Source organism: Glaciimonas sp. GNP009 (genome assembly GCF_054343755.1).
The window spans coordinates 3,871,990-3,896,542 of record NZ_JBTGUV010000004.1 but is presented as its reverse complement, the minus strand read 5'-3'; the positions used below and the strand labels follow the sequence as shown (position 1 = coordinate 3,896,542).

9 protein-coding genes are annotated in these 24,553 nt (G+C 52.4%); 2 read left to right on the top strand and 7 right to left on the bottom strand.

Annotated elements, in window-relative coordinates; genetic code table 11:
- The first annotated feature begins 108 nt into the window (after positions 1 to 108).
- On the top strand, positions 109 to 1,026 hold the full coding sequence (locus ACXX82_RS18125) for a LysR family transcriptional regulator (RefSeq protein ID WP_458563424.1): 918 nt from the start codon (positions 109 to 111) through the stop codon (positions 1,024 to 1,026).
- 101 nt (positions 1,027 to 1,127) lie between these two features.
- Here the strand turns inward: ACXX82_RS18125 and ACXX82_RS18120 are convergent, their stop codons facing one another.
- The 7 genes from ACXX82_RS18120 to ACXX82_RS18090 form a co-directional block, all read right to left on the bottom strand.
- Entirely contained in the window at positions 1,128 to 3,338 is a 2,211-nt protein-coding gene (locus tag ACXX82_RS18120; RefSeq protein ID WP_323506209.1) for a TonB-dependent siderophore receptor, read from the bottom strand.
- An 81-nt stretch (positions 3,339 to 3,419) separates the two neighbouring features.
- Positions 3,420 to 4,793 carry a lysine N(6)-hydroxylase/L-ornithine N(5)-oxygenase family protein gene (locus ACXX82_RS18115; protein WP_323506208.1) on the bottom strand — a complete coding sequence of 458 codons (1,374 nt, stop codon included), beginning with the start codon at positions 4,791 to 4,793 and terminating at the stop codon, positions 3,420 to 3,422.
- A gap of 175 nt (positions 4,794 to 4,968) precedes the next feature.
- Positions 4,969 to 5,364 (bottom strand): hypothetical protein, encoded by a 396-nt coding sequence (locus ACXX82_RS18110; protein WP_458563423.1) that lies wholly within the window; start codon positions 5,362 to 5,364, stop codon positions 4,969 to 4,971.
- A gap of 119 nt (positions 5,365 to 5,483) precedes the next feature.
- Entirely contained in the window at positions 5,484 to 6,542 is a 1,059-nt protein-coding gene (locus tag ACXX82_RS18105) for a GNAT family N-acetyltransferase (RefSeq protein ID WP_458563422.1), read from the bottom strand.
- Complete coding sequence (locus tag ACXX82_RS18100; RefSeq protein WP_458563421.1) at positions 6,539 to 11,578, bottom strand: non-ribosomal peptide synthetase; 5,040 nt, start codon at positions 11,576 to 11,578, stop codon at positions 6,539 to 6,541. Before ACXX82_RS18100 ends, ACXX82_RS18105 begins: the two co-directional genes overlap by 4 nt.
- Positions 11,575 to 19,788 (bottom strand): non-ribosomal peptide synthetase, encoded by an 8,214-nt coding sequence (locus ACXX82_RS18095; protein ID WP_458563420.1) that lies wholly within the window; start codon positions 19,786 to 19,788, stop codon positions 11,575 to 11,577. The genes ACXX82_RS18100 and ACXX82_RS18095 overlap by 4 nt, the downstream gene beginning before the upstream one ends.
- A 4-nt stretch (positions 19,789 to 19,792) precedes the next feature.
- Complete coding sequence (locus tag ACXX82_RS18090; RefSeq protein WP_458563419.1) at positions 19,793 to 22,417, bottom strand: non-ribosomal peptide synthetase; 2,625 nt, start codon at positions 22,415 to 22,417, stop codon at positions 19,793 to 19,795.
- A 285-nt stretch (positions 22,418 to 22,702) separates the two neighbouring features.
- Between ACXX82_RS18090 and ACXX82_RS18085 the strand changes: the two genes are divergently transcribed.
- On the top strand, positions 22,703 to 24,439 hold the full coding sequence (locus ACXX82_RS18085) for a cyclic peptide export ABC transporter (RefSeq protein WP_458563418.1): 1,737 nt from the start codon (positions 22,703 to 22,705) through the stop codon (positions 24,437 to 24,439).
- Positions 24,440 to 24,553: the final 114 nt, after the last annotated feature.

The window sequence follows — 24,553 nt, the reverse complement described above, 5'->3', positions numbered from 1 at the left end:
ACCCATATTATGCACATTTTTCATTTACAAAATAATAGGAAATATTTAAAATCATTATTTAGATTTATTAAATAATTCCTAATCAGTCACCAACCAATTACGCTTCCCATGGACCGACTCGAATCATTGCGAATATTCTGTCACGTCGTTGAGCTCAATAGCTTCAGTCGTGCAGCACAGCAACTAGAACTCTCAAACGGCTCAATTACCAATCATATCGCCAGTCTTGAACGGCATTTTGGCGTCCGCTTGTTAAATAGGACTACGCGTAAAATTTCTCTGACCGATGACGGACATCGCTGCTATCAAAGTGCGCAACGATTGCTGGGCGACATGATGGAGCTGGAAGACGCATTACAAGGTTCCAGGGCGACACCACAAGGCGTGCTGCGGATTGACGTGCCAACCGTGATCAGTCGCATTTATCTTGCGCCAGCGCTATCGCGCTTTACCGCGCTCTACCCCGATCTAACGGTGCGCATGAACGTCAGCGACCGGATGGTCGATATGGTGGAAGGCCGGGGCGATGTCTGGATGCGGATTGGTGAATTAAAAGATTCCAGTATGGTGGCGAGACGGATCTATCAAACAAAAAATATGTGCTGTGCGTCGCCGGATTATCTTTCACAGCATGGCACGCCCGAGACACCACAAGATTTGGCGCGCTTCAACTGCCTATCCTTTATTCATCCAAATACCGGCCTGAACGTTCCATGGACCTTTAACAAAGGCAAGCAACACGTTGAATTGAATCCGCAAACAAGTATTTCAATCAATCACGCTGAGTCGCTGATTCATGCAGCAACCAGCGGTGCGGGTATTGTTCAGTTACTTTCGCTGTCGCTACACCCGCAGATACGAAGCGGACTGTTGACCCCGATTCTCACCGACTGGAATACGTCTGGCCCGCCGGTATCGGTCGTGTATCACCACAGTCATCAGCTATCGGTAAAAGTCCGGGTGTTTGTCGATTTTGTGACGGCGCTATTTGCAGAAGTTGAAGCGGCTGATTTAGCTTGTGCATAGATCACTCATCGTGACCTTCTACGCATCATGGCGATTAACATAAAAAATAGCGATGCCGGAAGCATCGCTATTTAATTTTATTCACACCCTACCGTTTTAGATCAGAAATTAAATTCCGCACTAGCCCGCAACGTCCGCGGCGCGCCCTGAATCAGGAAGCCATTCCAGCTACCTAACCAATATTTCTCATTGGTCAGGTTATCCAGATTCGCCCTGAAAACAACATCCTTGCCGCCGACTTTTACCTTGTAGCGTGCGCCAATATCAACCAGTTGATAACTACCGATTATGTGCGCGTTATCGCTTTCCAGCGCTTGATTGCCGACATAGCGCGTTCCACCCGATAAAGTCAGACCAGTCAACGTTGGTACTTTGTATTCGGCTTGTAAGGCGGCTGTGAAGTTGGCGACATTGTTTGCACGTTTGCCATCAACCGTTGGATCATCACTCTTATTTTTGCTGGTCATCCATACCGCACTAGCCATCAAGCCCCAATCGCGACCCAATTCCATCCGACCCGCGACATCCAGCCCCTGATAGCTTAATGCCCCTTCCTGGATATAGACGTTACTGCTGTTCGTGAACTCCAGCCCGCGTTCGATACGGAATAAGGCCGCTTCGGCAGACCAGCCTTTTCCTTCTTTTTTGACGCCCGCTTCATACTGCTTACTCTTCAACGGTCCAAATGTATCGCCATAGTTGACTGTGCTCAGCGGTGCGGAGCCGCCCTGTTCCAGTGATTCAACGTAACTGACATAGTAGGAGACCGATGGAGCAGGCTTCCAGATCATGGCAAGCGTCGGCGACAAAGCAGTTTTGGTATAGGTGTCCGATGTGGAACCGTCCAAATTGTACGAGTGCTGCGTGTAGTTGCTATGACGCAAACCGATGATAGAACTCCACTGCGGCGTCCAATGAACCGTGTCACTCACAAACACGCCCACATTGCGCGTATCGGACGCTTTGAAGAGCGCCTGATCTACCGGCAAACCAGGATTGGCAAGCACAGTATCACGATACAGATTACCGGTACCAAGGAAGTCTTCACCCAAATTGCCGTTGATACGTTCCGCCCTTTGCATATCGGTACCGAAGGTGACGTCATGGTTAATTGAGCCTGTCTGTAATTGACCAGAAAACAATAAATTTGCTGAGTCGCTGTTCTGCTTGCTATACCAACGATAAAGGTTTTCGTTATAGTTGCCGACGTTGTCAGTCACCGTCAGAGCACTATCATAGTTGGTACGTGTCTGGCGCATGCTGCGATAGCCCAAACGCATGTCCCAACTTCCCGCAATGTTCCAGCGCAATTCTGTTCCGACGGTGGCGATCGTTGTTTCGTGATAAGTGAAATCCTGACTAAGACGATGGCTTCCATCTACTGGACTAGGCAACGCCACGCCATCAGCCAAGGTCAGCGCAAAGAGCGAACCATTCACTTTACGTTTTTGATACAGTCCGTCTAACGTCCAGACTAAACCTGGTGCGAGGCGCACATCAAAAGCCGCCGATACCGAATCGCGCTTAATCGGCGCATCAAGATAAGTCGTACCGCCTTCGTGCACCGCATTGACGCGTAAACCATAGCGATCATTTTCACCGAAACGTCGGCTAATATCGGCCTGTGCCTTGTATTGTGATTGGGTGCCATAACCCACTGTCACCATCGATATTGGCGCTTGGGTAGCGCGCTTGGTCTGGAAGTTAGCAATCCCACCCGGCGAACTGAAGCCGTACATAAAGCCGGACAATCCCTTCAGAATTTCAATCTGCTCAAAATGCTCTAATGGCAAATCAGCTTGCCATAGGACTGTGTTGAGGCCATCAACTTTAAATCCATTCAGTGTATCGAGTGCCAGCCCGCGAATGGCTATCTGAGAGTTTTCACCAGAAATATTATTATTCAGCGCTGTCACAGCGGCGTCACCCTTGAATGCATCCGCAATGGTAGTCGCCTGCTGGTTGGCGATATATTCCTTGGTTGCGACGCTCACCGAGAACGGGGTATCAAGCAACTCTTTCGTTCCCAAAGCGCCGGCACTCCCGATGTAGGCGCGATAACTGGATAATGCACTTTCATCACCCTGCTGGGCAGTGACGTTGACAGTTGGCAATTCAGCTTCGGCATGAGACGGGGCCGACAAAGTCAATAACGCTAACGCAAGCGGCGTCATACGCACAGTCCCAAGCAGAAAATTACGGCTGTGTTTATTATTTAGTTTGCGGCCAGGACTGCGGCCACTATGACCATCAACAGTATTGCGAGCACCAATATTATTGCGCGCACCATTACGACTACATATTTTCTGCATACTTCAACTCCCCTGGGGTCAAACTAACAATTAAGCCACATGGCATCAAAGCAAAAGGATCTCCCAATCCCCAACCTTGATTTAAATCGCGACGCGAAATGCCGGACTTAACTTTTCGACCGGGCAGCAACGTTGGCCGCCGGTATTTTGTTGAATACTTTTATTCTGTTTATTTAAAAGAATCCGATCATCTCGAAGAGATTCCAGAATTTCGACTGATCGCACGGCCAGTACCGACAGCAAGGTATCGCTTAGACCATGGCTATCTTCGCAACATCCTTGCAGATAAATTTTGGGTAAGAAATCACCCTTGGTACGCAAGCGATAATCACGCTCCACGTCATATCCATCGATATAGCTTTCCAAGCTGCCGAGAAGCCGTTTGTGATCGTCGCGACGATATCCTGTTGCCATCACTACCGCGTCAAATTGAATTGGCTCAGTCTCGCTGCTATCCCGTTTACATAGGGCTAACTCGACGCCACTACTACCGAGGCGCACCTCGCTCACATCACGGCCCGGCAACAGCGCATGACGCTTATTGCCGCTTACCTGCTGTTGATAGAGCAACATGTAAATTTTTTCGATTAAATCGAGATCAACCACCGAATAATTTGTACTGCGGTATTTTTCAAGGGTGGCGCGGCGTAACTCCTCCGGCTGGTGATAGATAAGATCGGTGAATTCCGGACTGAAAATTTCATTCACAAAAGGGCTATCATCGGAAGGCATCAACGCCTCGCCACGCGTGATCAGCGTGACCTCGACATCGCTAAAGCGCGACACCAGATCCATGAATATTTCAGCGCCGCTCTGACCACCACCGATCACCGCGATTCGGCGTGGTGTGGCGTTACGCTGAACTAGTGCCTCGATTCGCTCAAGATAATACGCCGCATGAAATACCCGATCATCGCGCACACCATCAAAAGCCTCAGGAATACTTGGTACGCCGCCAATGCCAAATACTACATTTCTCGCCAACCGCGTATGCGCGCGACCGCTGGCATCCAGCGAATGGACCTGCAACCGCGTTACCTTTCCGCCCTCTTTCACGGGTTCAATATCCACCACTTCCTCGCCGTAACGGCACCGATGATCAAAGTGACTTGCCGCCCAGCGGAGGTAATCGTTATATTCAATACGCGACGGGAAAAAACTCTTGAGGTTGATAAATTCCCTCAATCTGCCTTTTTCATGCAAGTAGTTAATAAAAGTAAAACGACTGGTCGGATCGCGCAATGTCGCCAGATCTTTTAGGAAAGATATCTGCATATCACTGCCTTCCAGCAACATGCTGCCATGCCAGATAAACGCAGGCTTTTTCTCAATGCAGCAATAATCCAGAGCCTTCTTACCGTGTTGTATTTGTTCCTCGATGGCGACTGCAATTGCCAAATTTGACGGGCCGAAACCAACGCCGATAAAGTCGTGCTCAATAGCAGAAATACGCATGTTCAACCTCTTGCCGGAAATGGGAGAAAGACGCACGTTATGCCACGTACATCCTGCCGATATCAAACATGACGAACGAACGATGCAAATATTTATAGACGAGAGTGAGATTCATTCACATTGAGGTTGGGTTGGGTGTTATTTCTGCGGTTCGGTTCATCAATATCTGGAACGGTTAGTGCTCCGTGGATGCTGGTCGGGGGTGGCCCGACAGCCAGTCACTTTTTCTTGCTTCGCCAAGTAAAAGTAACCAAAAAGAAGGCGACCGCAGAGGCGCTGCCCTCCCTTTGGTCGGGTCCCCAAGCATTTCAGTTGTCAGTCGGGTTGAGAAACCAACTCGCCTGCGGCTCAAACATGTTTCCCAACCCGACTGACAACTGAAAAGCTTGGCAGTGCCAATGACGGGGTAGGTCAAAAAAAAAAATACAACAGCAACAGCAACAGCAACAGCAACAGCAACAGCAACAGCAACAGCAACAGCAACAGCAACAGCAACAGCAACAGCAACAGCAACAGCAACAGCAACAGCAACAGCAACAGCAACAGCAACAGCAACAGCAACAGCATTCATAGTGGATGTGATTCAGTTTGCACTAACCTGATCTACTGGCCTCACATCTCAACACACACTAAGACTTGCCCAGAACTACTATTAATCTCTGCTAACGCCTTACTGTGAACAACCTCAAGTCAGTCCGTTATCCACGGTCCTTGAGAGAATACCTCGCGTTCAAGTATTAACAACGCGGCACGTTTATGTGGAAAGTCGAACTCACGATGAAAAGCGAAACCGGTTTGCCGTAGATAGTCGATCATGCGAACGTTGTCGGCGCGGGGTTCGCACACTATTAATTGCGTACGTGGATCGTCCAGCATCACATAATGTACGAGCGAGTTCAGCCATGCCGAAATGAAGTGCGGACCACGCGCCCATTCCTCACCAACCAGCATATGTAAGCCACGGTCATAATCTGTCGCATTATAAAAGGGCGCAATACGATCCTCTTTTGCCCAATACACTTCAAAATAGCCAAAGGGCTTATCGTCCAGACAACCAATCAGCGGATGTACGTGCGGATCAGCCAATGCGTTGATGATAAACGCACGGTGCTTTTCAATTGCACCATCCTCTTCCCAAAATTTTGCCACACGCGGATTATTCATCCAGGCGTGAAAACTATCGAGATCGGTATCAAGATCCAAAGTACGCAATGTTAGCCATTGATTCAGCCAAGGAATAAAGCGTCGATAAACCGTTTTTGGATTGTTCGGTGGACGGCGTGGATGACGTTTGCCGTTGCTGATCACATAAGCAAGTGGATACGCCGCACTGGATTCAACTTGAAGCCACAAATCCGGCTGCTGAACAAACGCGTCTCGTGTGAACAAAACCTGCCCGTTGAGATCAACGACGGCAAGACCACTTCGCAACAGCGACGACAAGACTTGCTGATAATCCGAGAAATCCAGCTTCAATGTGTCAACCATTACATCTGTCGCGAACAGAAAATTTAACGCACCAAGTATTGCCAGCCGCAATCCCACCGCATCCGTGGTATTCAAACCAATAATAATTGCACTGCGCGTGGCACTGTCTGTTCCGCCTAGCAAAAGTCGCAACGAAGACGCATCGTCAAGCCATACTTCAAGCGCCTGTCCGTCAAGTACGACTTTCACACGCGGCCCATCATTCAAAACAATGTCGAAACAGTCAGCACTGCGGGGTATGGTTGCGTTGTTTTTGTTCAAGACATTTCCTTAGATGTTTGGCGCGGCACAATAGTGCGAGTGTGCGGTTTGGTAGCACACGGAAGCGATGCTCCCTTTGCCGCTGCAAGTTGTGCAATCGTCTGATGAAGAAATAAATCGGCAAGTCCAAGTCCAAGTCCAAACCGATTTGATTGCGCCAACACTGTGAGGCAAAGCAATGAACTTCCCCCCAAAGCAAAAAAATTATCATCTCGCGCGACTGCGGCGACACCCAGCGTTTCAATCCACACTTGTGTCAATATGGATTCCCATTCGGGATACAAAGGCAGAACGATAGGCGCTATGGAGACATCAATAACGGGGGTGATTTTTTGACCGTTCGCAGGATTCATGATGGGCTTTACGATCCCGGCAATTGGCAAGTCGGGCGCATCCAGCAGCGCGGCAAGCAAAGTGGAATAATCATCCCGCAGCGCTGTTACAAACGTTGCATCGATCCGTTCAACTGCGTACGAAAAAGCCCCACACACTGCGCCATGCACATCCTCGACGACATCCAATTCGAGATCAAAAACCACCGTCCGCCGTGGTACGGGAAAGTCATCAATCTGCATTCCCGGCAAACCGGAAAGACTCTCAAAATCAGGACGTAGAAAATTGTAAAGAACCTGAAATAATGGATTTCTACCGGCCTCCCGAACTGGCGATAAGTCTTCTACCAATGAGGAAAAAGGCAGACCAACGTGCATTTGTGCCGCTAAATGTGTTTCTTTCACTGCGCCCAATAAGCTAGAAAACCCGAGCTTCGGATCAATTTGTGCGCGCAGCGTCAGAGCGTTAAGAAACAGGCCGACTACCGGCTCAATGTCGATACGATCACGATTGGCTGCAAGAATACCGATGCAATGATCTGCCTGACCGGTATGCCGATATAACAAGGCATGAAATGTCGCCTGTAACAGCATCGACAAAGTCGCACCGTTGCGTTGCGCCACATCGCGTGCACGGCTAATCAGATTAGATTCCAACGTAAATAAAAGCTGCTCGCCACGCATCCCGGGCAATTGCACCCTCTTTTGTGGGCGTGGTAAGTTAAGCGGCTTTATAGCATTGAGTTGTTGCCGCCAATAAGCGCGGTCAGTCGCATCCCGTGTCGCAGCGTCGGAATTGGCGACGGTTGGCAGCCGTTGCCAAAAAGCGTAGTCAGCATAATCAAGTTTCATTGGCGGCAGTGCGATGCTTTGGTGATCATGAAAACCACGATAAAGCGCCATCAACTCATTGAAAATTAACCCTATCGACCAACCGTCAGCAACAATGTGATGGATCGACAACAGCAAGATATGATCAGCCGCCGCCATCTGTATTAATTGCACTCGCAATAGTGGTTCATTTTCTAAATGAAATGGCCGCAAAGATTCGACTTCAGCTAACCGCTGTGCTTCTGTCTCGCGCTCAGCATCTGCCCAATGCGAGAGATCAACCAGCGTCATCTGAACCGGCGCAGGCGGATGAATCCGCTGCAACACAGAATCATTTTTTCCTTGCATGAACGTGGTCCGTAGCACCACATGGCGTGCGACTAATGCATCAAAACTGGCCTGCAATGTATCGTAGTCAAGCGCACCACGGAATCGCAGCGCACTATAAATGTTGTAGCCCGCATCTTCTGGATCAGCAAGCCAGAGCAACCACAACCCTTGCTGCGCAAATGATAAAGGCACCGACGCTTCGGGAGGACGCTTGGGTATCAGCGCTAACTCGGCACTTCTGCATTCGGTCGCTACACGCGCTGAAAATTCGCTTAAGACTGGCGTTTGAAAAAGGTATCTGAGCGGCACGACCAAACCCAGCCGACGCTGAATGCGCGCGCACATCTGAGTCGCCAACAATGAATGCCCGCCCAGTTCAAAGAAATGATCATCAAGGCCGACGCGATCCAGTTTTAATACCTCGGCCCAGATCGCGCCCAGACTGATCTCAACAACGCTTTCCGGCGCACGATAAGCGCGACCTTTCCACGTTGGCGCAGGTAACGCGCGACGATCCAGCTTGCCGTTGGCCGTCACCGGCAAGCGGTCCAGCAGCATGAATTGGGCCGGTACCATGTAATCCGGTAAACGTTGCTGAAGCTGAGATTTCAGTAACGTCCGATCCAATGGTGCACCGCTTTCTTCCGCCACCAGATAAGCCACCAGTTGCCCATCGCCCCCGTCGCCGTGGACCAATACCGCCGTTTCCCGCACACCCAAACAAGACAGCAATTGCGCTTCAATCTCGCCCGGTTCGATCCGCACACCACGCAATTTAACCTGATGATCCAGACGCCCCAAATAATCCACGCTGCCGTCGCTGCGCCAACGGGCGCGGTCACCGGTACGGTACAGTCGACCGCCCGCACAGAACGGATCGGGGATAAACCGTTCCGCAGTCATGCCAGCACGCGCATGATAGCCACGCGCCAGTTCCGCACCGCCCAGATAGAGTTCACCGGCGACGCCAACCGGCAGCGCATTGAGCGCCACATCCAGCACATACGCGGAGCGTGCGCCCACGGGCGTACCAATCGGTAAATAAGCGTTATGTTGCCATTCGGCTGGATCGGTCTCCGGCTGCGTGATCCAGAGCATCGGCGAAATCACGGTTTCGGTCGGACCGTAGCCATTGATCAGGGTCGCGGGGGCAAACACGGTGCGCACCAGTTCGAAGTGTTCACGCGAGAGCGCTTCACCGCCAAAGGCAAGTACCCGCAAAGCCAGCTTAGCCTGACGCGCTTGCGCGGCTTCGGCCAGTTGCACCAGATAACTCGGTGGAAACGCGGCCACGGTCACACCGTGATGCGCGAGTTGTGCGCAGGTCTCCGCCGGACTCCATAAGACGTTGTCGGTGATCACTAGCCGTGCGCCAAATAGCAACGGCATCAACCAGTACTCATGCGCCAGATCAAAGTTGATCGAGGCAAAATGCAAGACCCGATCTGCGGTGCTCATCTGATAACGTTCGCCGATGGCCTGACAATGCCGTGCCAGCGGTCCGTGTTCGACCGTGACCCCTTTCGGTTGGCCGGTCGAACCGGAGGTATAAATTAAATAGGCGCTTTGCGACGGATGAATGACCACGGCGGGCGGATGATCATATTCCGTGGAATCCTCATTTTGCACGTCCTCCACGTACAAGGTGGTCATCGAGTCGGGCGTGATTGCTACAGTCGATAATCCGCGCTGCGTGACCAGATGTTGCACACCAGCATCACTGAGCATGTAGGACAAACGTGCAGCCGGATAACGCGGATCAAGCGGCACAAACGCGCCACCGGCTTTGAGAATCGCCAGCAACGCGATGATCATCTCGGCAGAACGTTCGATGCTGACACCGACCCGTACCTCGGCTTTTACCCCGCTGGCGATCAGACGATGCGCCAGCCTATTTGAGCGAACATTCAATTCATCGCAACTCACAGTCGTTACGCCATGGCATAGAGCAATGCGGTCTCCGTACATCTCGGCTTGCGCAGTCAACGCCGTATGGATGGGCACAAATAGTTTTTCAACTGTTTGATCTGCTGCCGCATTCCAGCGCGTAATTTGCGCTTGTTCTGCATCGCTTAACAATGCCAATTGATTAAGGGTAATACTCGGATTTTGGGCAACTTGCTCCAACAACGCCAGATAATGGCCGGTCAATCGGGTAATCGTTGACGGCAAAAACAACTCTGCCGCGTACACGAACGCACCGCTTAACACGCCATCTGCACTTTCCTCGGTTGTCAACGTTAGGTCAAATTTGGCAACTGGATTACCTTCCGACACCTCATCGACAACCAAGCCATCCCACTGCGGCGTTGCACCACGAGTCTGGTGATTCGCCATTACCTGGAATAACGGATGATGGCTTGTACTACGCACATCCTGCAGCGCTTCGACCAATTGCTCGAATGGCAAATCCTGATGCGCCTCAGCACCCAGCAATGCGTCCTTCAGTTCCAACAGCAACTCCGCAAACGTTTTTTGTCCCGATGGACGAGACCGCACCACTAAAGTGTTAATAAAAAACCCAATCAATCCCTCGGTTTCAATCCGGTTTCGTCCAGCAGCGGGTACGCCAACGCGGATATCATCCTGCCCACTATAGCGGTACAAAAGCGCTTTAAAGCTGGCAAGCAATACCATGAATAACGTTACACCCTGCCCTCGGGCGAGCGTCCGTAACTGCTCTGTTACCTGCGGTGTTAACGTAAAAAATTGGCGCGCACCTTGTGACGACGGGATTGCCGGACGTTGCCGATCTGTTGGCAAAGCCAGCACCGGATGATCATCTCCCAAAGTCTTACGCCACCAATTACGCTGACGCTCGGCTTCTCCCGCTTCCAGCCAGCGCCGCTGCCAGAGTGCAAAATCGGGATATTGAATGAATAATTTCTCGGGTAAAGCTATTGCAACAGCAACGTCAAAATCAACACTGACATTAAGCCGATAGCCTTCAGCCAATTCACGCAACATCACTTCAGCAGACCAGCCATCGGAAACAATATGGTGAACCGTCAGTAATAAACAGTGGGTGTTGCTATTGCATCGAATCAGCATCACGCGCAAGAGTGGCCCGCTTGCCAGATCAAACGGACGCAAGGCCTCAGCCTTGGCTGCGCTTTCCCGCTCCGCATCAGACAAATGCTGCAAATCGACATAGCGCAGTTCCAGCGACACTATCGGATGCACCTTTTGTAGCGCTGCACCGTCAGATCCAGCTAGAAACGTGGTGCGCAATCCCTCATGCCGCGCCAGTAAGGACTGCACGCTGGCGGTCAGCGCCTCCACGTTTAATTCGCCGACAAGTCGAAGCCGTCCAGCCATATTATAAGCCGGGCTTTCAGGGTCCATTTGCCACAAGAACCACAACCGCGCCTGTGCGAAAGAGGCCGGTAAAGCGATGCCCGCTTCGGCCTGGGTACGGGGCGGAATTGGCAACAGACTAAAGTCAATATTTTGATCCGCTAACCGCTGCAAAAATACCGAGCGCTGCGCCGGGGCGAGATCAGCGAACCGGCGTGCAAGTGCCAGTAAGCGGTCCTGATTCATAGTCCCTCCATTTCGCCAAACAGTGCATCCAGTGCATCCAGCTTGCTATCATTCAATGCACCATTCCGGGCCTGATCTACCACCTCGGCAAAACCCGCCAGTGTCGCGGCTTCGAATACGCGACGTAACGGCACGCTGACCTGAAGCTCTGCCTTGAGTCGTGATATCACTTGCGTCGCCAACAACGAATGTCCACCCAGACCAAAGAAATTATCAGCTCGCCCGATTGCCTTAACACCCAACACATCACGCCAGATCGCGGCGATGTGTTGCTCGATTTCAGAGATCGGCGCTTCGTCATCAACACTCTGCCAGATTGGATCCGGTAGCGCTTTACGGTCTAACTTACCGTTTGGTGTCAGCGGCATCTTTGCCAGCGTCACCAGTTGTGCTGGCACCATAAATGCAGGCAGATGCTGTCCCAGATATTCCAGGAGCGCGATCGACGCTATTTCCTCACGGAGCACGCCATCATGGCGTACGACATACCCAATCAACTGCTCACCGCCATGCGCCACCACTACCGCTTCTGCCACAGAAGAATGCATTAACAACAGCGCCTCAATTTCGCCCAATTCAATCCGCAAGCCCCGCAACTTCACCTGATGGTCAAGTCGACCGAGATACTCGATTACCCCATCATCCCGCCAACGCGCAAGGTCGCCGGACCGATACAGGCGCGCACCAATTCGAAAAGGATCTGGTACAAAACGCTCTGCCGTGAGCGCAGGACGTGCGTGATAACCGCGCGCCAAACCGACGCCACCAATATAGAGTTCTCCAGCAACACCGGGCGGAAGCGGGTTAAGTGCATCATCCAGAATATGAATTTGCGTATTCGCGATAGGACGTCCAATGGGGACCGATGCACCGTGTTCGCTCACACAAAGATGATGCGTGACATCGATGGATGCCTCGGTTGGACCATACAAGTTAACCAACGTTGCGTGCGGCAAATATTCTTGCGTGCGCACAGCCAGTTCAGCCGATAGCGCTTCGCCACTAGCAACGATACGCCGCAGAGTCGCACAGTTCGACACACACACCGGCCCACTCTCCAGCGCAATGTGCGTCACAAAAGCTTGTAGCATCGACGGCACAAAATGTAAGGTCGTGACGGCATGTTGCGCAATCCGCGCAACCAGCTTAGCCGGATCGCGATGTTCGCCCGGGGCCGCGATAGCAAGACGCGCACCGGTCATGAGCGGCCAAAAAAATTCCCATACTGATACGTCAAAGCTAAAAGGCGTCTTTTGCAACACTGTATCGGTAGCATTCAAACCATAGGAGTCCTGCATCCACGATAAACGATTGCACAAAGCGCCATGACTGTTGCCCACCCCCTTGGGCTGTCCGGTCGATCCTGAAGTATAAATCAGGTAAGCCAGTTGCTCTGCATGCACGTCCACATCGGGTCGGTGGGTCGGCTCGTTCGACACATCCTCGACATCGACATAAAACAGGTGAGCAGCAGTCTGCGCAATTTGCGGTACATCGATAATCGCAACTTCGGCATCACTTTGTGCCTCGCTCCATTGATGCTGGGTCAATACCAAAGTCGGCGCGGCATCCTCCAACATATATGTACGCCGCTCAGCCGGATAATCCGGATCAATCGGCACGTACGCCGCACCCGCTTTCAGCACCGCCAGTAATGCAACAACCAATCCAAACGAGCGCTCAAGGCAAACGGCAACGCGATCATCTGGTCGCACACCCAAGCTAATTAATCGATGCGCCAGTTGATTGGCCTGTTGATCCAGCGCACGATAATCCATCGTTGCATCGCCAAACAATAACGCGATAGCCGCCGGTTGCAATGCAGCCTGCTGTTCGAACAAACGATGCACCGGCGTTGCGTCAGCGTATTCTGTATCAGTTGCATTCCATGCGACTAATTGTTTGTGCTCGGCATAAGTTGGCATGGTCACTCTGCCCAAAGGCCGCTTGGCATCTTGCATCAAATTATCCAGCAGCACGACAAAGTGCACATGTAACTGACGTATCTCATTCTCTCCAAACATCGTGCGATCAAAACCATATTCGACCGACAGCGTTTGCGCATTATTGACCACTAAGGTGAGCGGATAGCTGGTTGATTCGACATTCACCAAATCACTAAAGCGTAACGAAGGAAAACGTGAATTAACATCCTGCTCGGTCCACTCTCGCGCTACGGGATAGTTCTCGAACACGATCAGACTATCGAACAATGCTTGTCCCGCCCATCCCGCCCATCGCTGAATGTCAAACAAAGGCGTGTGCTGATGTTCACGCATCACCAGATTATCGGCCTGTAAAGCAGCTAACCAATCCTCCACCGATACGGCTGCGGACGGCGTAACAACCAACGGCAGCGTATTAATGAACAAACCAAGGACCCGATCTACATCAACCAATTCAGCCGGACGACCGGCGACAGTTACGCCAAAAGCGACCGTAGACTTACCGGTGTAACGTTGCAGCAACAAACTCCACGCGCCTTGAATGAGCGTATTAAATGTAATCCGGGTTTCACGTGCAAACTGTTGTAAACGTGTGGTATCGGTAGCGCTCCAATCAAGTGATAACGTGCCGTAACCGAGGCCAGAAGCTTTAGCAGAAAAAGCGCCAGCCAAACGCGTCGGCTCATCGAGCGTAACAAAACGGCTTTGCCAAAACTCGCGGGTGGCGGCGATATCTTGTCCCGCTAAGTAAGCGATATAATCCCGATAGTTGGATCGCCCTGCGCCTTGTACTGGCGAACCAGCGTAGTGACGCACCACTTCTGCCCATAATTGCGCTGTACTCCAACCATCCAGTAATAAATGGTGGCGGGTCCAGATTAACCGATACTGGCTGTCGGTCAACCGCACCAAAGCCAGTCGCATCAGCGGAGGACGCGCCAGATCGAACGGTTGCTGACGCTCGCGCTCGCTTAAACCGGCCAGCGCCGCCTTTTGATCCGCGTTATCTGTTCGCCAGTCATAGCGATCCATCACCAAACGCGCGGTGCGGTGCACTACCTGTTGCGGCTTCTCAATACCATCATGCCAGAATCCCGTTCGTAAAATAGCGTGGTTATCTACCGCCGACTGCCACGCCGCGGCCAGTCGGTCAGCATCTGGATCCGTCAGGGTCATGGATAACTGATTCACGTAAGCCAATTCTTCCGGGGCTAACAATGCGTGGAATAACAGCCCTTGTTGCAACGGTGTCGCCGGATAAATGTCGTCGATTTCTCGCGCTAATCCGGGAAGGTGTTTCAACTCGCTCGGTGTCAAAGCAGCTAACGGAAAGTCAGACACCGTGATACCGCCCGATGCTGGCAGGCAACAGTGTTCAATCAATGCAATCAGTTCGACGCGATAATCCTCGGCTAAACGATCAATCGTCGCGGCATCGAACATCTCTCGGCTGAAGACCCACGTAAGAGCCAGTTCACCATCCGAAACCTGTCCATGAATTGCCAGCCAGTTGGTTAAGGGCCCACTACCGTCGCGCTCCATTCCCGATTTGCCAAATACCGGCCGAAGCAGCGCGTCTTGCACAGCGCCGGAGTCAAACTGTCCAAGATAATTGAAGGTGACACGCGGCTTTGGCAGTGCCGCGATCTGTGCGCGGTCGTCGGGGCTTGACAGGCTTTTTAGCAGTCCAAAACCGATTCCTTTATTTGGCACATTGCGCAAAGTTTCTTTGACCGAACGAATCGCTACGTCAGTATCCCCTTCTGCCATCAAGCGCACCGGAAAGTGACTAGAAAACCATCCCACAGACCGCGACAAATCCACGTCATCAAATAGCGCTTCACGCCCATGTCCTTCCAGCTCAACTAACACCTCGGGCGCGCCGGTAAAGCGACACAACACCCGACCAAGCGCGGTCAATAAAAGATCATTCACCTGTGTCCGATAAGCGGCTGGCGCATCCTTTAATAGCTTGCGCGTCAGTTCGCGGTTAAGTGTCACCACGCTCTGCGCGCCATCGGCCACGCGGCTTGCGCCATTGACCTTATCTTGCGGCAATGCAATACCAGAACAATCGGCCAGCGCCAGCCAGTAGGGCAACTCGGCCGCCAATTCTTTACCCTGCGCATAATCGGTCAGGCGCTCGGCCCATTCGGCGCCGGAGGTTTCCGGCGGAGTCAGTCGAACCGACTCACCGGCAACCAGTTGTCGGTAAGCGACATTAATATCTTCCAGCAGAATACGCCAGGACACGCCATCCACAGCCAAGTGATGAATCGCCATAAACACTGTTTGTGTACCGTCGGAATGCTCGGCAAGCATCGACCGAAACAGTTGTCCGGCATGGATATCCAGACTCTTATTGACTTGATCGCAGAGAGATTCAAGCTGCGCGTCATCGGTAAAATGACGCAACCATAGCGCGTCATCCATCACACCATCCGATACTAATTTTGCGCGCCATTTACCATCTACCGTGCGTTCATAGGCACAACGCAAGGAAGCATGCAGCGCAAGGACCGATTTTAACGCCTGATTAAACAGATTTGGATTGAGCACTTCACTCACATTAAAACGTAGCGCCTGATTCCAGTGATTGGCGTTTGCGATGTTCAGTGTGAAAAAATGTTCTTGTACCGGCGTCAGCAGCAAACTTCGACCCGCAACTGGCGCGGCCTCAGCCAGGGACACAGGCGCCGCAGCGATCGCCACCAGCGGCAAAGCTGCGCGTGCCAACGTCGCCACAGTTTGATTTGCAAACAACTGCTTCGGTGTCAATTTCAGGCCCTGTTTTCGCGCCCTTGCAATGATCTGCAAACTGAGAATAGAATCGCCGCCCAGCGCGAAGAAATTATCATCCAGTCGCACCTGATCAATCCCAAGAACTGTCTTCCAGATAGCAATCAGGGCTTGTTCGTTATCACTCATCAATGGTGACGGCGGTGGCGGCGCTGACAACTGTATCTGCGCAGCGAGTCTTCCGATTGTCTGATGTTCGAATAGCTGCTTAGGGGTTAACCGTATGCCTTGCTTTCGTGCGCGAGCGATGATCTGCAAGCTCAGAATCGAATCGCCACCAAGCGCAAAAAAATTATCATTTAATCCGACTTCTTCAATGTTTAATACTGCCTTCCAGATCGCTGCCAGCATACCTTCGGCCGTGGACATGGCTGACGTTTCAGAACTATTCTGAGGGTTTATTTTCGGCAGCGCTTTACGATCGAACTTACCGTTAGCCGTCAGCGGCATGCGCTCCAATATGACCAGATGCGCCGGAACCATATAGTCAGGAAGACGTTGCGCCAATAGAGTTTTGATCGCAGCGATATCTAGCGCTTTGCCTTCATCGGCGACCAGATAGCCAACCAACTGATGCCGACTTTCATCATCGTTAATCGCCGTGACAATCACTTCGGCAGCCGCGACATTTAACAATGAGCGCAACGCTTCTGCAACTTCCGACAGCTCGATCCGATACCCACGAATTTTGACCTGATCATCGATACGACCAAGAAACTCAATTACACCGCTCGCCAATAAACGGACCCGGTCGCCGGATCGATAAAGCCGTGCGCCATCGGCGAATGGATGCGGTACAAAGCGTTCTGCGGTCAAGTCTGCACGACCTAGATAGCCGCGCGCCAGTCCTGCGCCACCGAGATAAAGTTCACCGACTGAACCCAACGGAACAGGATTAAGATTAACGTCGAGCACCAAAGCCTCGGCATTTGGCAACGGAACGCCGATGGGGACATTGATGGACGCCGCCGGTCTGGCCGCCTGTTCGAATGACACTTCTTGCGTCAGAATACCAACAGTCGTTTCAGTCGGACCATAATGATTAATCACGCGGCAAGTCGGCTGCAATCGATGCACCGTCTCGCATAAACTCCAGGACAACGCTTCGCCACCCAGAATCAGCGCATGGCGTGGCAAAACATCAGCTGATGTAGCCGCTTGCAACAGGCCTTGCAGATGACCCGGCACAATCTTTAACACGCCAACCTGATGCGTAGCCATGTAAGCGGCAAAGTGGTCGGGATCGGCCACACAATCCGTTGAAATCAGATGCAACAATCGTCCTGAACACAGTGCGCCAAACAGCACGGTATGACCAAGATCGGCAGCGACCGTCGATATCATCGCCATGCTTTCCCCCTGCAACAACGTTAAACGAGAAAGCATCCCGCACACGTAATCGGCCAACGCACCGTGGGTAACTATGACGCCTTTCGGACGACCGGTAGAACCGGAGGTATAGATCAAATAAGCAGCGGCAAGCGGGTCTGGACGATAGGTTAATGGCGTCGCATCAAATGTCGACCATACCGCGTCGGCGCTGAGAGAAATGACACTCGCCCCAGTTGCGCCCGCGGCAATAGCACCGTCGATATCACCCAGCACGCACTGCACGCCGGCGTCTGCCAGCAAAAAGGCGATCCGTTCGGTTGGCAAAGTCGGATCAATGGGGAGGTACGCCCCACCGGCCTTCAATACCGCCAGCAAACCGAGTACCAGTTCAGGTGAGCGCGCTGCGCATACTGCCACGCGCAACTCGGCTCCATGGACCGTTATCTGGCTTATCAAATAATGCGCCAGACGGTTAGACGCTGCATTCAATTCAGAAAAGCTGATGCCTTCGCTTGTGTGCTGGTCGCTTGTTTGCTGACCGATCTTTTGTTGAACCTGATATTGCAAAGCCCGTGCATCCGGGTTAACCGCTACGCTGTGCGCCCACGCATCCAGAATATTAAAATCTTGTGTATCAAGCCGCTCGCCTTGTAAAGAAAAATCGGCTGCATCGGTCGGCAATCCCAGCGTCGCCAAATGAGATGCTGGCGTGGCGACGATCTCGCTCAACAAATGGACGTAGGCGTCAGCAAAGCCAAGCACGCGTGCCGCATCAAACATATCGGTCGCGTAGCTGAATGTCGCCTCAACGCCTTGCACGCCATCCGTCACATCCAGCGACAGATCAAAACGCGCCGCATGATCCGGTAACGGCAGCAATTGCACCGTCAATCCCGGCAAGGCGATGGCCTCTGGCAACGCAATCTGCTGGGTAAATTTCACCTGCACCAAAGGATTGTGGCTCAGACTGCGCTCTACCTTCAATGCATCCACCAGCACATCAAATGGCAAATCCTGATGCGCCTGTGCGCCCAGCGTGGCGCTCTTTACCTGCGCCAAAAAATCATCAAACCGCTGCCCACCATCGACTGTTGTACCTAAAACCTGGGTATTCACAAAGAAGCCGACCACGCCTTCGATTTCGCGCCGCGTACGTCCAGCCGTTGACACGCCAACACGAATCTCAGACTGACCACTCAGACGCGACAGCAACAATTGGAACGCTGCAAGCAACACCATAAAAAGGGTCGCGCCACTGCGCTGTGCGAGCAAATGCAAGTCGACCGACAGCGCCTCGCCTATCGCAAAGGAATGGCGTGCGCCGTGTAAATTACGCGTAGCTGGACGTGGCCGGTCGGATGGCAACGTCAGCACCGGATGCTCGGTACCGAGCGTTGCACGCCACCAGTCCAGTTGACGTTCGCGCTCACCGGCTTCCAGCCAGTGCCGTTGCCACAATGCATAGTCAGGATAGTGCACCGTCAACGTTGGCAAAACAGGGTTTTCTCCCGCGCAAAAGGCGCGGTAACAGACAGCGAATTCTCGCAGCAACAACTCCACCGACCAGCCATCGGAAATGATGTGATGCTGGATGAATAGCAAACGATGCTCGCCATCGGAAAGACGAATCAGTCGCACGCGTAATAGCGGTCCTGCTGTCAAATTAAATGGCCTTAATGTCTCTTCTTTAGCTACGCGATTCGTCTCGACGATCCGCTCCGATGGAGCAAGTGCTGAAAAATCTGACTCCGTAATAATGACTGCTGATGGAGAGTGGATTATTTGCTCGGGCTGCGCGTCGCCCACTGCGGTGTTGCCAAACGTTGTGCGCAAGGCCACATGGCGCGCAACCAAAGCATTAAGACTAGCTTGCAATGCCGCCCGATCCAGTCGTCCGTTCAAGCGCAGCATCGCGGGGATATGATAGGCAGTGTTACCCGGCTCCATTTGATCGAGAAACCATAAACGCTGCTGTGCAAACGAGAGCGGCAACATACCCTCCGTCGGCGCTGGTACGATAGGAAGACGAGAAAAATCAATGCCTTTAGCTGCGAGGGCTTGCAAAAATTTACTGCGTGCGGCAACTGGTAGCGCGATAAAACGGCGCGCAATATCGACTTTATCAAATGACATAAAATTAGTTCTCCAAGGCTTGCAACAACGCGTCCATATCGGACAAATCGTCCGCTTCAGTCAATCGCGCCGCGCCAACATGTCGGGACAGATGTGCGGCGCACTGCGTAAGGGTAGGATGTTCAAAAAAATCAGCTAACGACATATCAATTAACAGTCGTTGGCGTATGAGCGCAGTCGCTTGAGTCGCCAACAATGAATGCCCGCCCAGTTCAAAGAAATGATCATCAAGGCCGACGCGATCCAGTTTTAATACCTCGGCCCAGATCGCGCCCAGACTGATCTCAACAACGCTTTCCGGCGCACGATAAGCGCGACCTTTCCACGTTGGCGCAGGTAACGCGCGACGATCCAGCTTGCCGTTGGCCGTCACCGGCAAGCGGTCCAGCAGCATGAATTGGGCCGGTACCATGTAATCCGGCAAACGTTGCTGAAGCTGAGATTTCAGTAACGTCCGATCCAATGGTGCACCGCTTTCTTCCGCCACCAGATAAGCCACCAGTTGCCCATCGCCCCCGTCGCCGTGGACCAATACCGCCGCTTCCCGCACACCCAAACATGCTAGCAATTGCGCCTCAATTTCGCCCGGTTCGATGCGCACACCACGCAATTTAACCTGATGATCCAATCGCCCCAAATAATCCACACTGCCGTCGCTGCGCCAACGGGCGCGGTCGCCGGTACGATACAGTCGACCGCCAGCGCAGAATGGATCAGGGATAAACCGCTCGGCGGTCATCCCTGCGCGCGCGTGATACCCACGCGCCAGTTCCGCGCCGCCCAGATAGAGTTCGCCTGCGACACCGACCGGCAGCGCATTGAGCGCGGCATCCAGCACATACGCCGAGCGTGCACCGACCGGCGTGCCTATCGGTAGATAGGCGTTATGTTGCCATTCGGCAGGATCGGTATCCGGTTGCGTGATCCAGAGCATCGGCGAAATCACGGTTTCGGTCGGACCGTAGCCATTGATCAGGGTCGCGGGGGCAAACACGGTGCGCACCAGTTCGAAGTGTTCACGCGAGAGCGCTTCACCGCCAAAGGCAAGTACCCGCAAAGCCAGCTTATCCTGACGTGCTTGCGCCGCTTCGGCCAGTTGCACCAGATAACTCGGTGGAAACGCAGCCACGGTCACGCCGTGATGCGCCAGTTGTGCGCAGGTCTCAGCCGGACTCCATAACACGTTGTCGGTAATCACCAGGCGTGCGCCAAACAGTAACGGCATCAACCAGTACTCATGCGCCAGATCAAAGTTGATCGAGGCAAAATGCAAGACCCGATCTTCGACACTCATCTGATAACGTTCACCGATGGCCTGACAATGCCGTGCCAGCGGTCCGTGTTCGACCGTGACCCCTTTCGGCTGACCGGTCGAACCGGAGGTATAAATTAAATAGGCGCTTTGCGACGGATGAATGACCACGGCGGGCGGATGATCATATTCCGTGGAATCCTCATTTTGCACGTCCTCCACGTACAAGGTGGTCATCGAGTCGGGCGTGATTGCGCTCGTCGATAATCCGCGCTGCATCACCAGATGTTGCACACCAGCATCACTGAGCATGTAGGACAAACGTGCAGCCGGATAACGCGGATCAAGCGGCACAAACGCGCCACCGGCTTTGAGAATCGCCAGCAACGCGATGATCATCTCGGCAGAACGTTCGATGCTGACACCGACCCGTACCTCGGCTTTTACCCCGCTGGCGATCAGACGATGCGCCAGCCTATTTGAGCGAACATTCAATTCATCGCAACTCACAGTCGTTACGCCATGGCATAGGGCAATGCGGTCTCCGTACATCTCGGCTTGCGCAGTCAACGCCGTATGGATGGGCACAAATAGTTTTTCAACTGTTTGATCTGCTGCCGCATTCCAGCACGTAATTTGCGCTTGTTCTGCATCGCCTAACAATGCCAATTGATTAAGGGTAATACTCGGATTTTGGGCAACTTGCTCCAACAACGCCAGATAATGGCCGGTCAATCGGGTAATCGTTGACGGCAAAAACAACTCTGCCGCGTACACGAACGCACCGCTTAACACGCCATCTGCACTTTCCTCGGTTGTCAAAGTTAGGTCAAAAAAAGGCGCACCCTCAAGTTGTGGCGCGTTGTTCGAATACCACATTTCCTCGCCGAAAGGATGGTGAAAAGCAGCGACCCGACACAAGTCTTCATCACCATCCAACCCATCTGCAAAGCATTTTTTTTGCTGTAAAGCGAGCAACGATAATGGCAACGGATGCGCCCGCGCATCGTTTAATGCTGCGTCAACATCGGCCAATAATGATGATACCGGCTGCCGTCCGAGTGGCTGAATTAATGATAAATATGCATCTTCCGCGCCCGACACCGCCACCCGCAACGCCGACTCGCCGCTATATCGATGCAGCAGCGCAGCAAATGCGGATAAAAATGTACCTTCCAGGCTGTGTCGCCCATCTCGCTGGCAATGACGCAACCGACTAGTTAACAGATCGGTCAGCGTAAAAGGATGGCGCACAACCTGATGCGAACGCGGAAAACGCCGCGGCCGGTCATAAGGCAATACTAATTGCGCGTCGGCATCCCCTAATTTTGCTTGCCAATACGGAAGATGGCGCTCAACGCCTGTCGCATTTCTCATTTCTTACCGTCTTTTCTTCTCGTCATTTCATTCGTCAATAACCGTCAAACCTCGCGGTTGTAATGGGATGACGAATGGGGTCAGCACTTTTTAAGCATGACCTTCACCCGAAAAAAAAAGACGCTAATAAGATTTACGCAAAACCTTCTCAACAAGGCGCGCCGACGACAGTACGTTAGTCCAGCCAGGAGAGCGCAACGCAGTTGGGGCGATTTTGCGACAGTCCTGGCTAATTATTCTCGCCTCCCAATCGTCTAATCAATGACACCCACTTTTGCGAATACGATGAAGACTCCACCGCGCCAAAAAAATCGACCGGCAACCCGGCTTTTACTGTCACTCCTATATCGTTCGCGCTGGCCGCTCGCTATAGCGTTAATTGCCTGCGTCGTCAATGGACTTTCCAGCGTGTCGCTGGTCGCGCTCATCAACCATGCGCTGACAGCCACACCCGAGGCGCTCACGCCGCTGGCCTGGAAATTTGCGGGGCTGGCCGTGCTGACGCTGGTAAGCCGGATTCTGGGTGGCGTACTGTTTGCACAACTCAGTCAAGGCACGATGAGTAAAATGCGCGAACATATTTCCCAACGCGTCGCCAGCGCGTCCTATCGCGATGTCGAAAAATTGGGTGCAGCGCGTGCACAATCGATCGTTACCGAAGATGCGACCAATGTGTCGATGCTTTTCTTCGCCCTACCCAATCTGCTTATGCACGGCTCCATCGTCGCCGGTTGCCTTGGATATCTGGCCTATTTGTCATGGCCAGTATTCTTCCTGGCAAGCGCAGTCGTCGTCATCGGTTCGCTAGGCTATCGACTCGGCGATGCCCGTGCCATCAAGGCGCTAGAAGCTGCTGGCGTGGCGCAAGACAAACTGTTCGGCTACTTCAACGCCTTATTCGCCGGTGCTAAAGAGCTAAAATTACATCGCGAACGCGCCCGCAGTTTTATGCACGAATCACTGAATCCAGAGATTGACGCAGTGCGCTTGCATCGTACCAAGGCGTTCGTATCGTATGCCGTCGGAGTCGGCTGGATTTTGTTTCTATTCTACGTATTCCTCGGCGTAGTGATTTTTCTACCAAGTCAAATTGCCGTCATCGATTTCAGGGTTCTGGCCGGTTATGTGATCGTATTTCTATTCATGCTGGTGCCGCTGGATGGTGTACTCAACAACCTGCCAACACTCAACGCCGCCCGCGTCTCGCTCGGCCGTATAGAGAACGTTTTGCAGGAACTCCAAGACGTTGAAAACGACACTACGTCCACGACATTTGACGACTTCCAACAACTATCCATCAGAGGACTGACGCATCGCTACTATCGCGAAAAAGAAGACGGCATGTTCCAGTTCGGCCCCATGGACCTGACCTTCAAACCCGGTGAATTAACATTTTTAGTCGGTGGAAATGGTAGTGGAAAAACCACCCTGGCAAAGTTATTAGTAGGTCTTTATACGCCAGAAGGTGCCGATGTACGCGTCAACGGACACATCATTAACGACGTCAATCGGCCGCAATACCGTCAACTTTTCTCAGCGGTATTCTCAGACTTTCATTTGTTTGAATCGCTGCTTGGTATCAGTTCCAACGCCAACGGAAAACCAGGTGATTCAAGCGATCTGGACGCCCGTGCCAATGCACTGCTGGCAAAACTCCATCTAGATCACAAAGTAAAAATCGTCAACGGCGCCTTTTCAACACGAGAACTATCGCAAGGCCAACGCAAGCGCCTAGCGCTGGTTGTCGCCTATCTCGAAGACAGACCGTTTTATCTGTTCGATGAATGGGCAGCAGATCAAGACCCCATGTTCAAAGCCGTGTTCTATCAGGAATTATTGCCAGAGTTGGCAGCACGCGGCAAAGCCGTACTCGCCATCACCCACGACGACCGCTATTTCCACCTGGCGGATCGCTGTATCAAGCTGGAAAATGGGATGATTGTTGATGAAGAGGTGCAATCGAACGGGGGAACAAACCAATGCTTAACATCAACTTTACCCCTGCAGGTAAAAACGTATTAGCGCGCATTGAACTGATGCACAACATACGCAAAGGACGGCCCAAAATGGAAATATCCGATGAAATGTCTTTTACCAACCAATTTTATAGTTTGGCGCGATAAATCCGTTCAGTTT

Coding starts and splice junctions, on each gene's coding strand:
- ACXX82_RS18125 (WP_458563424.1), top strand. CDS start 109: ATGGACCGACTCGAATCATTGCGAATATTCTGTCACGTCGTTGAGCTC.
- ACXX82_RS18120 (WP_323506209.1), bottom strand. CDS start 3,338: ATGCAGAAAATATGTAGTCGTAATGGTGCGCGCAATAATATTGGTGCT.
- ACXX82_RS18115 (WP_323506208.1), bottom strand. CDS start 4,793: ATGCGTATTTCTGCTATTGAGCACGACTTTATCGGCGTTGGTTTCGGC.
- ACXX82_RS18110 (WP_458563423.1), bottom strand. CDS start 5,364: ATGAATGCTGTTGCTGTTGCTGTTGCTGTTGCTGTTGCTGTTGCTGTT.
- ACXX82_RS18100 (WP_458563421.1), bottom strand. CDS start 11,578: ATGAATCAGGACCGCTTACTGGCACTTGCACGCCGGTTCGCTGATCTC.
- ACXX82_RS18095 (WP_458563420.1), bottom strand. CDS start 19,788: ATGTCATTTGATAAAGTCGATATTGCGCGCCGTTTTATCGCGCTACCA.
- ACXX82_RS18090 (WP_458563419.1), bottom strand. CDS start 22,417: ATGAGAAATGCGACAGGCGTTGAGCGCCATCTTCCGTATTGGCAAGCA.
- ACXX82_RS18085 (WP_458563418.1), top strand. CDS start 22,703: ATGAAGACTCCACCGCGCCAAAAAAATCGACCGGCAACCCGGCTTTTA.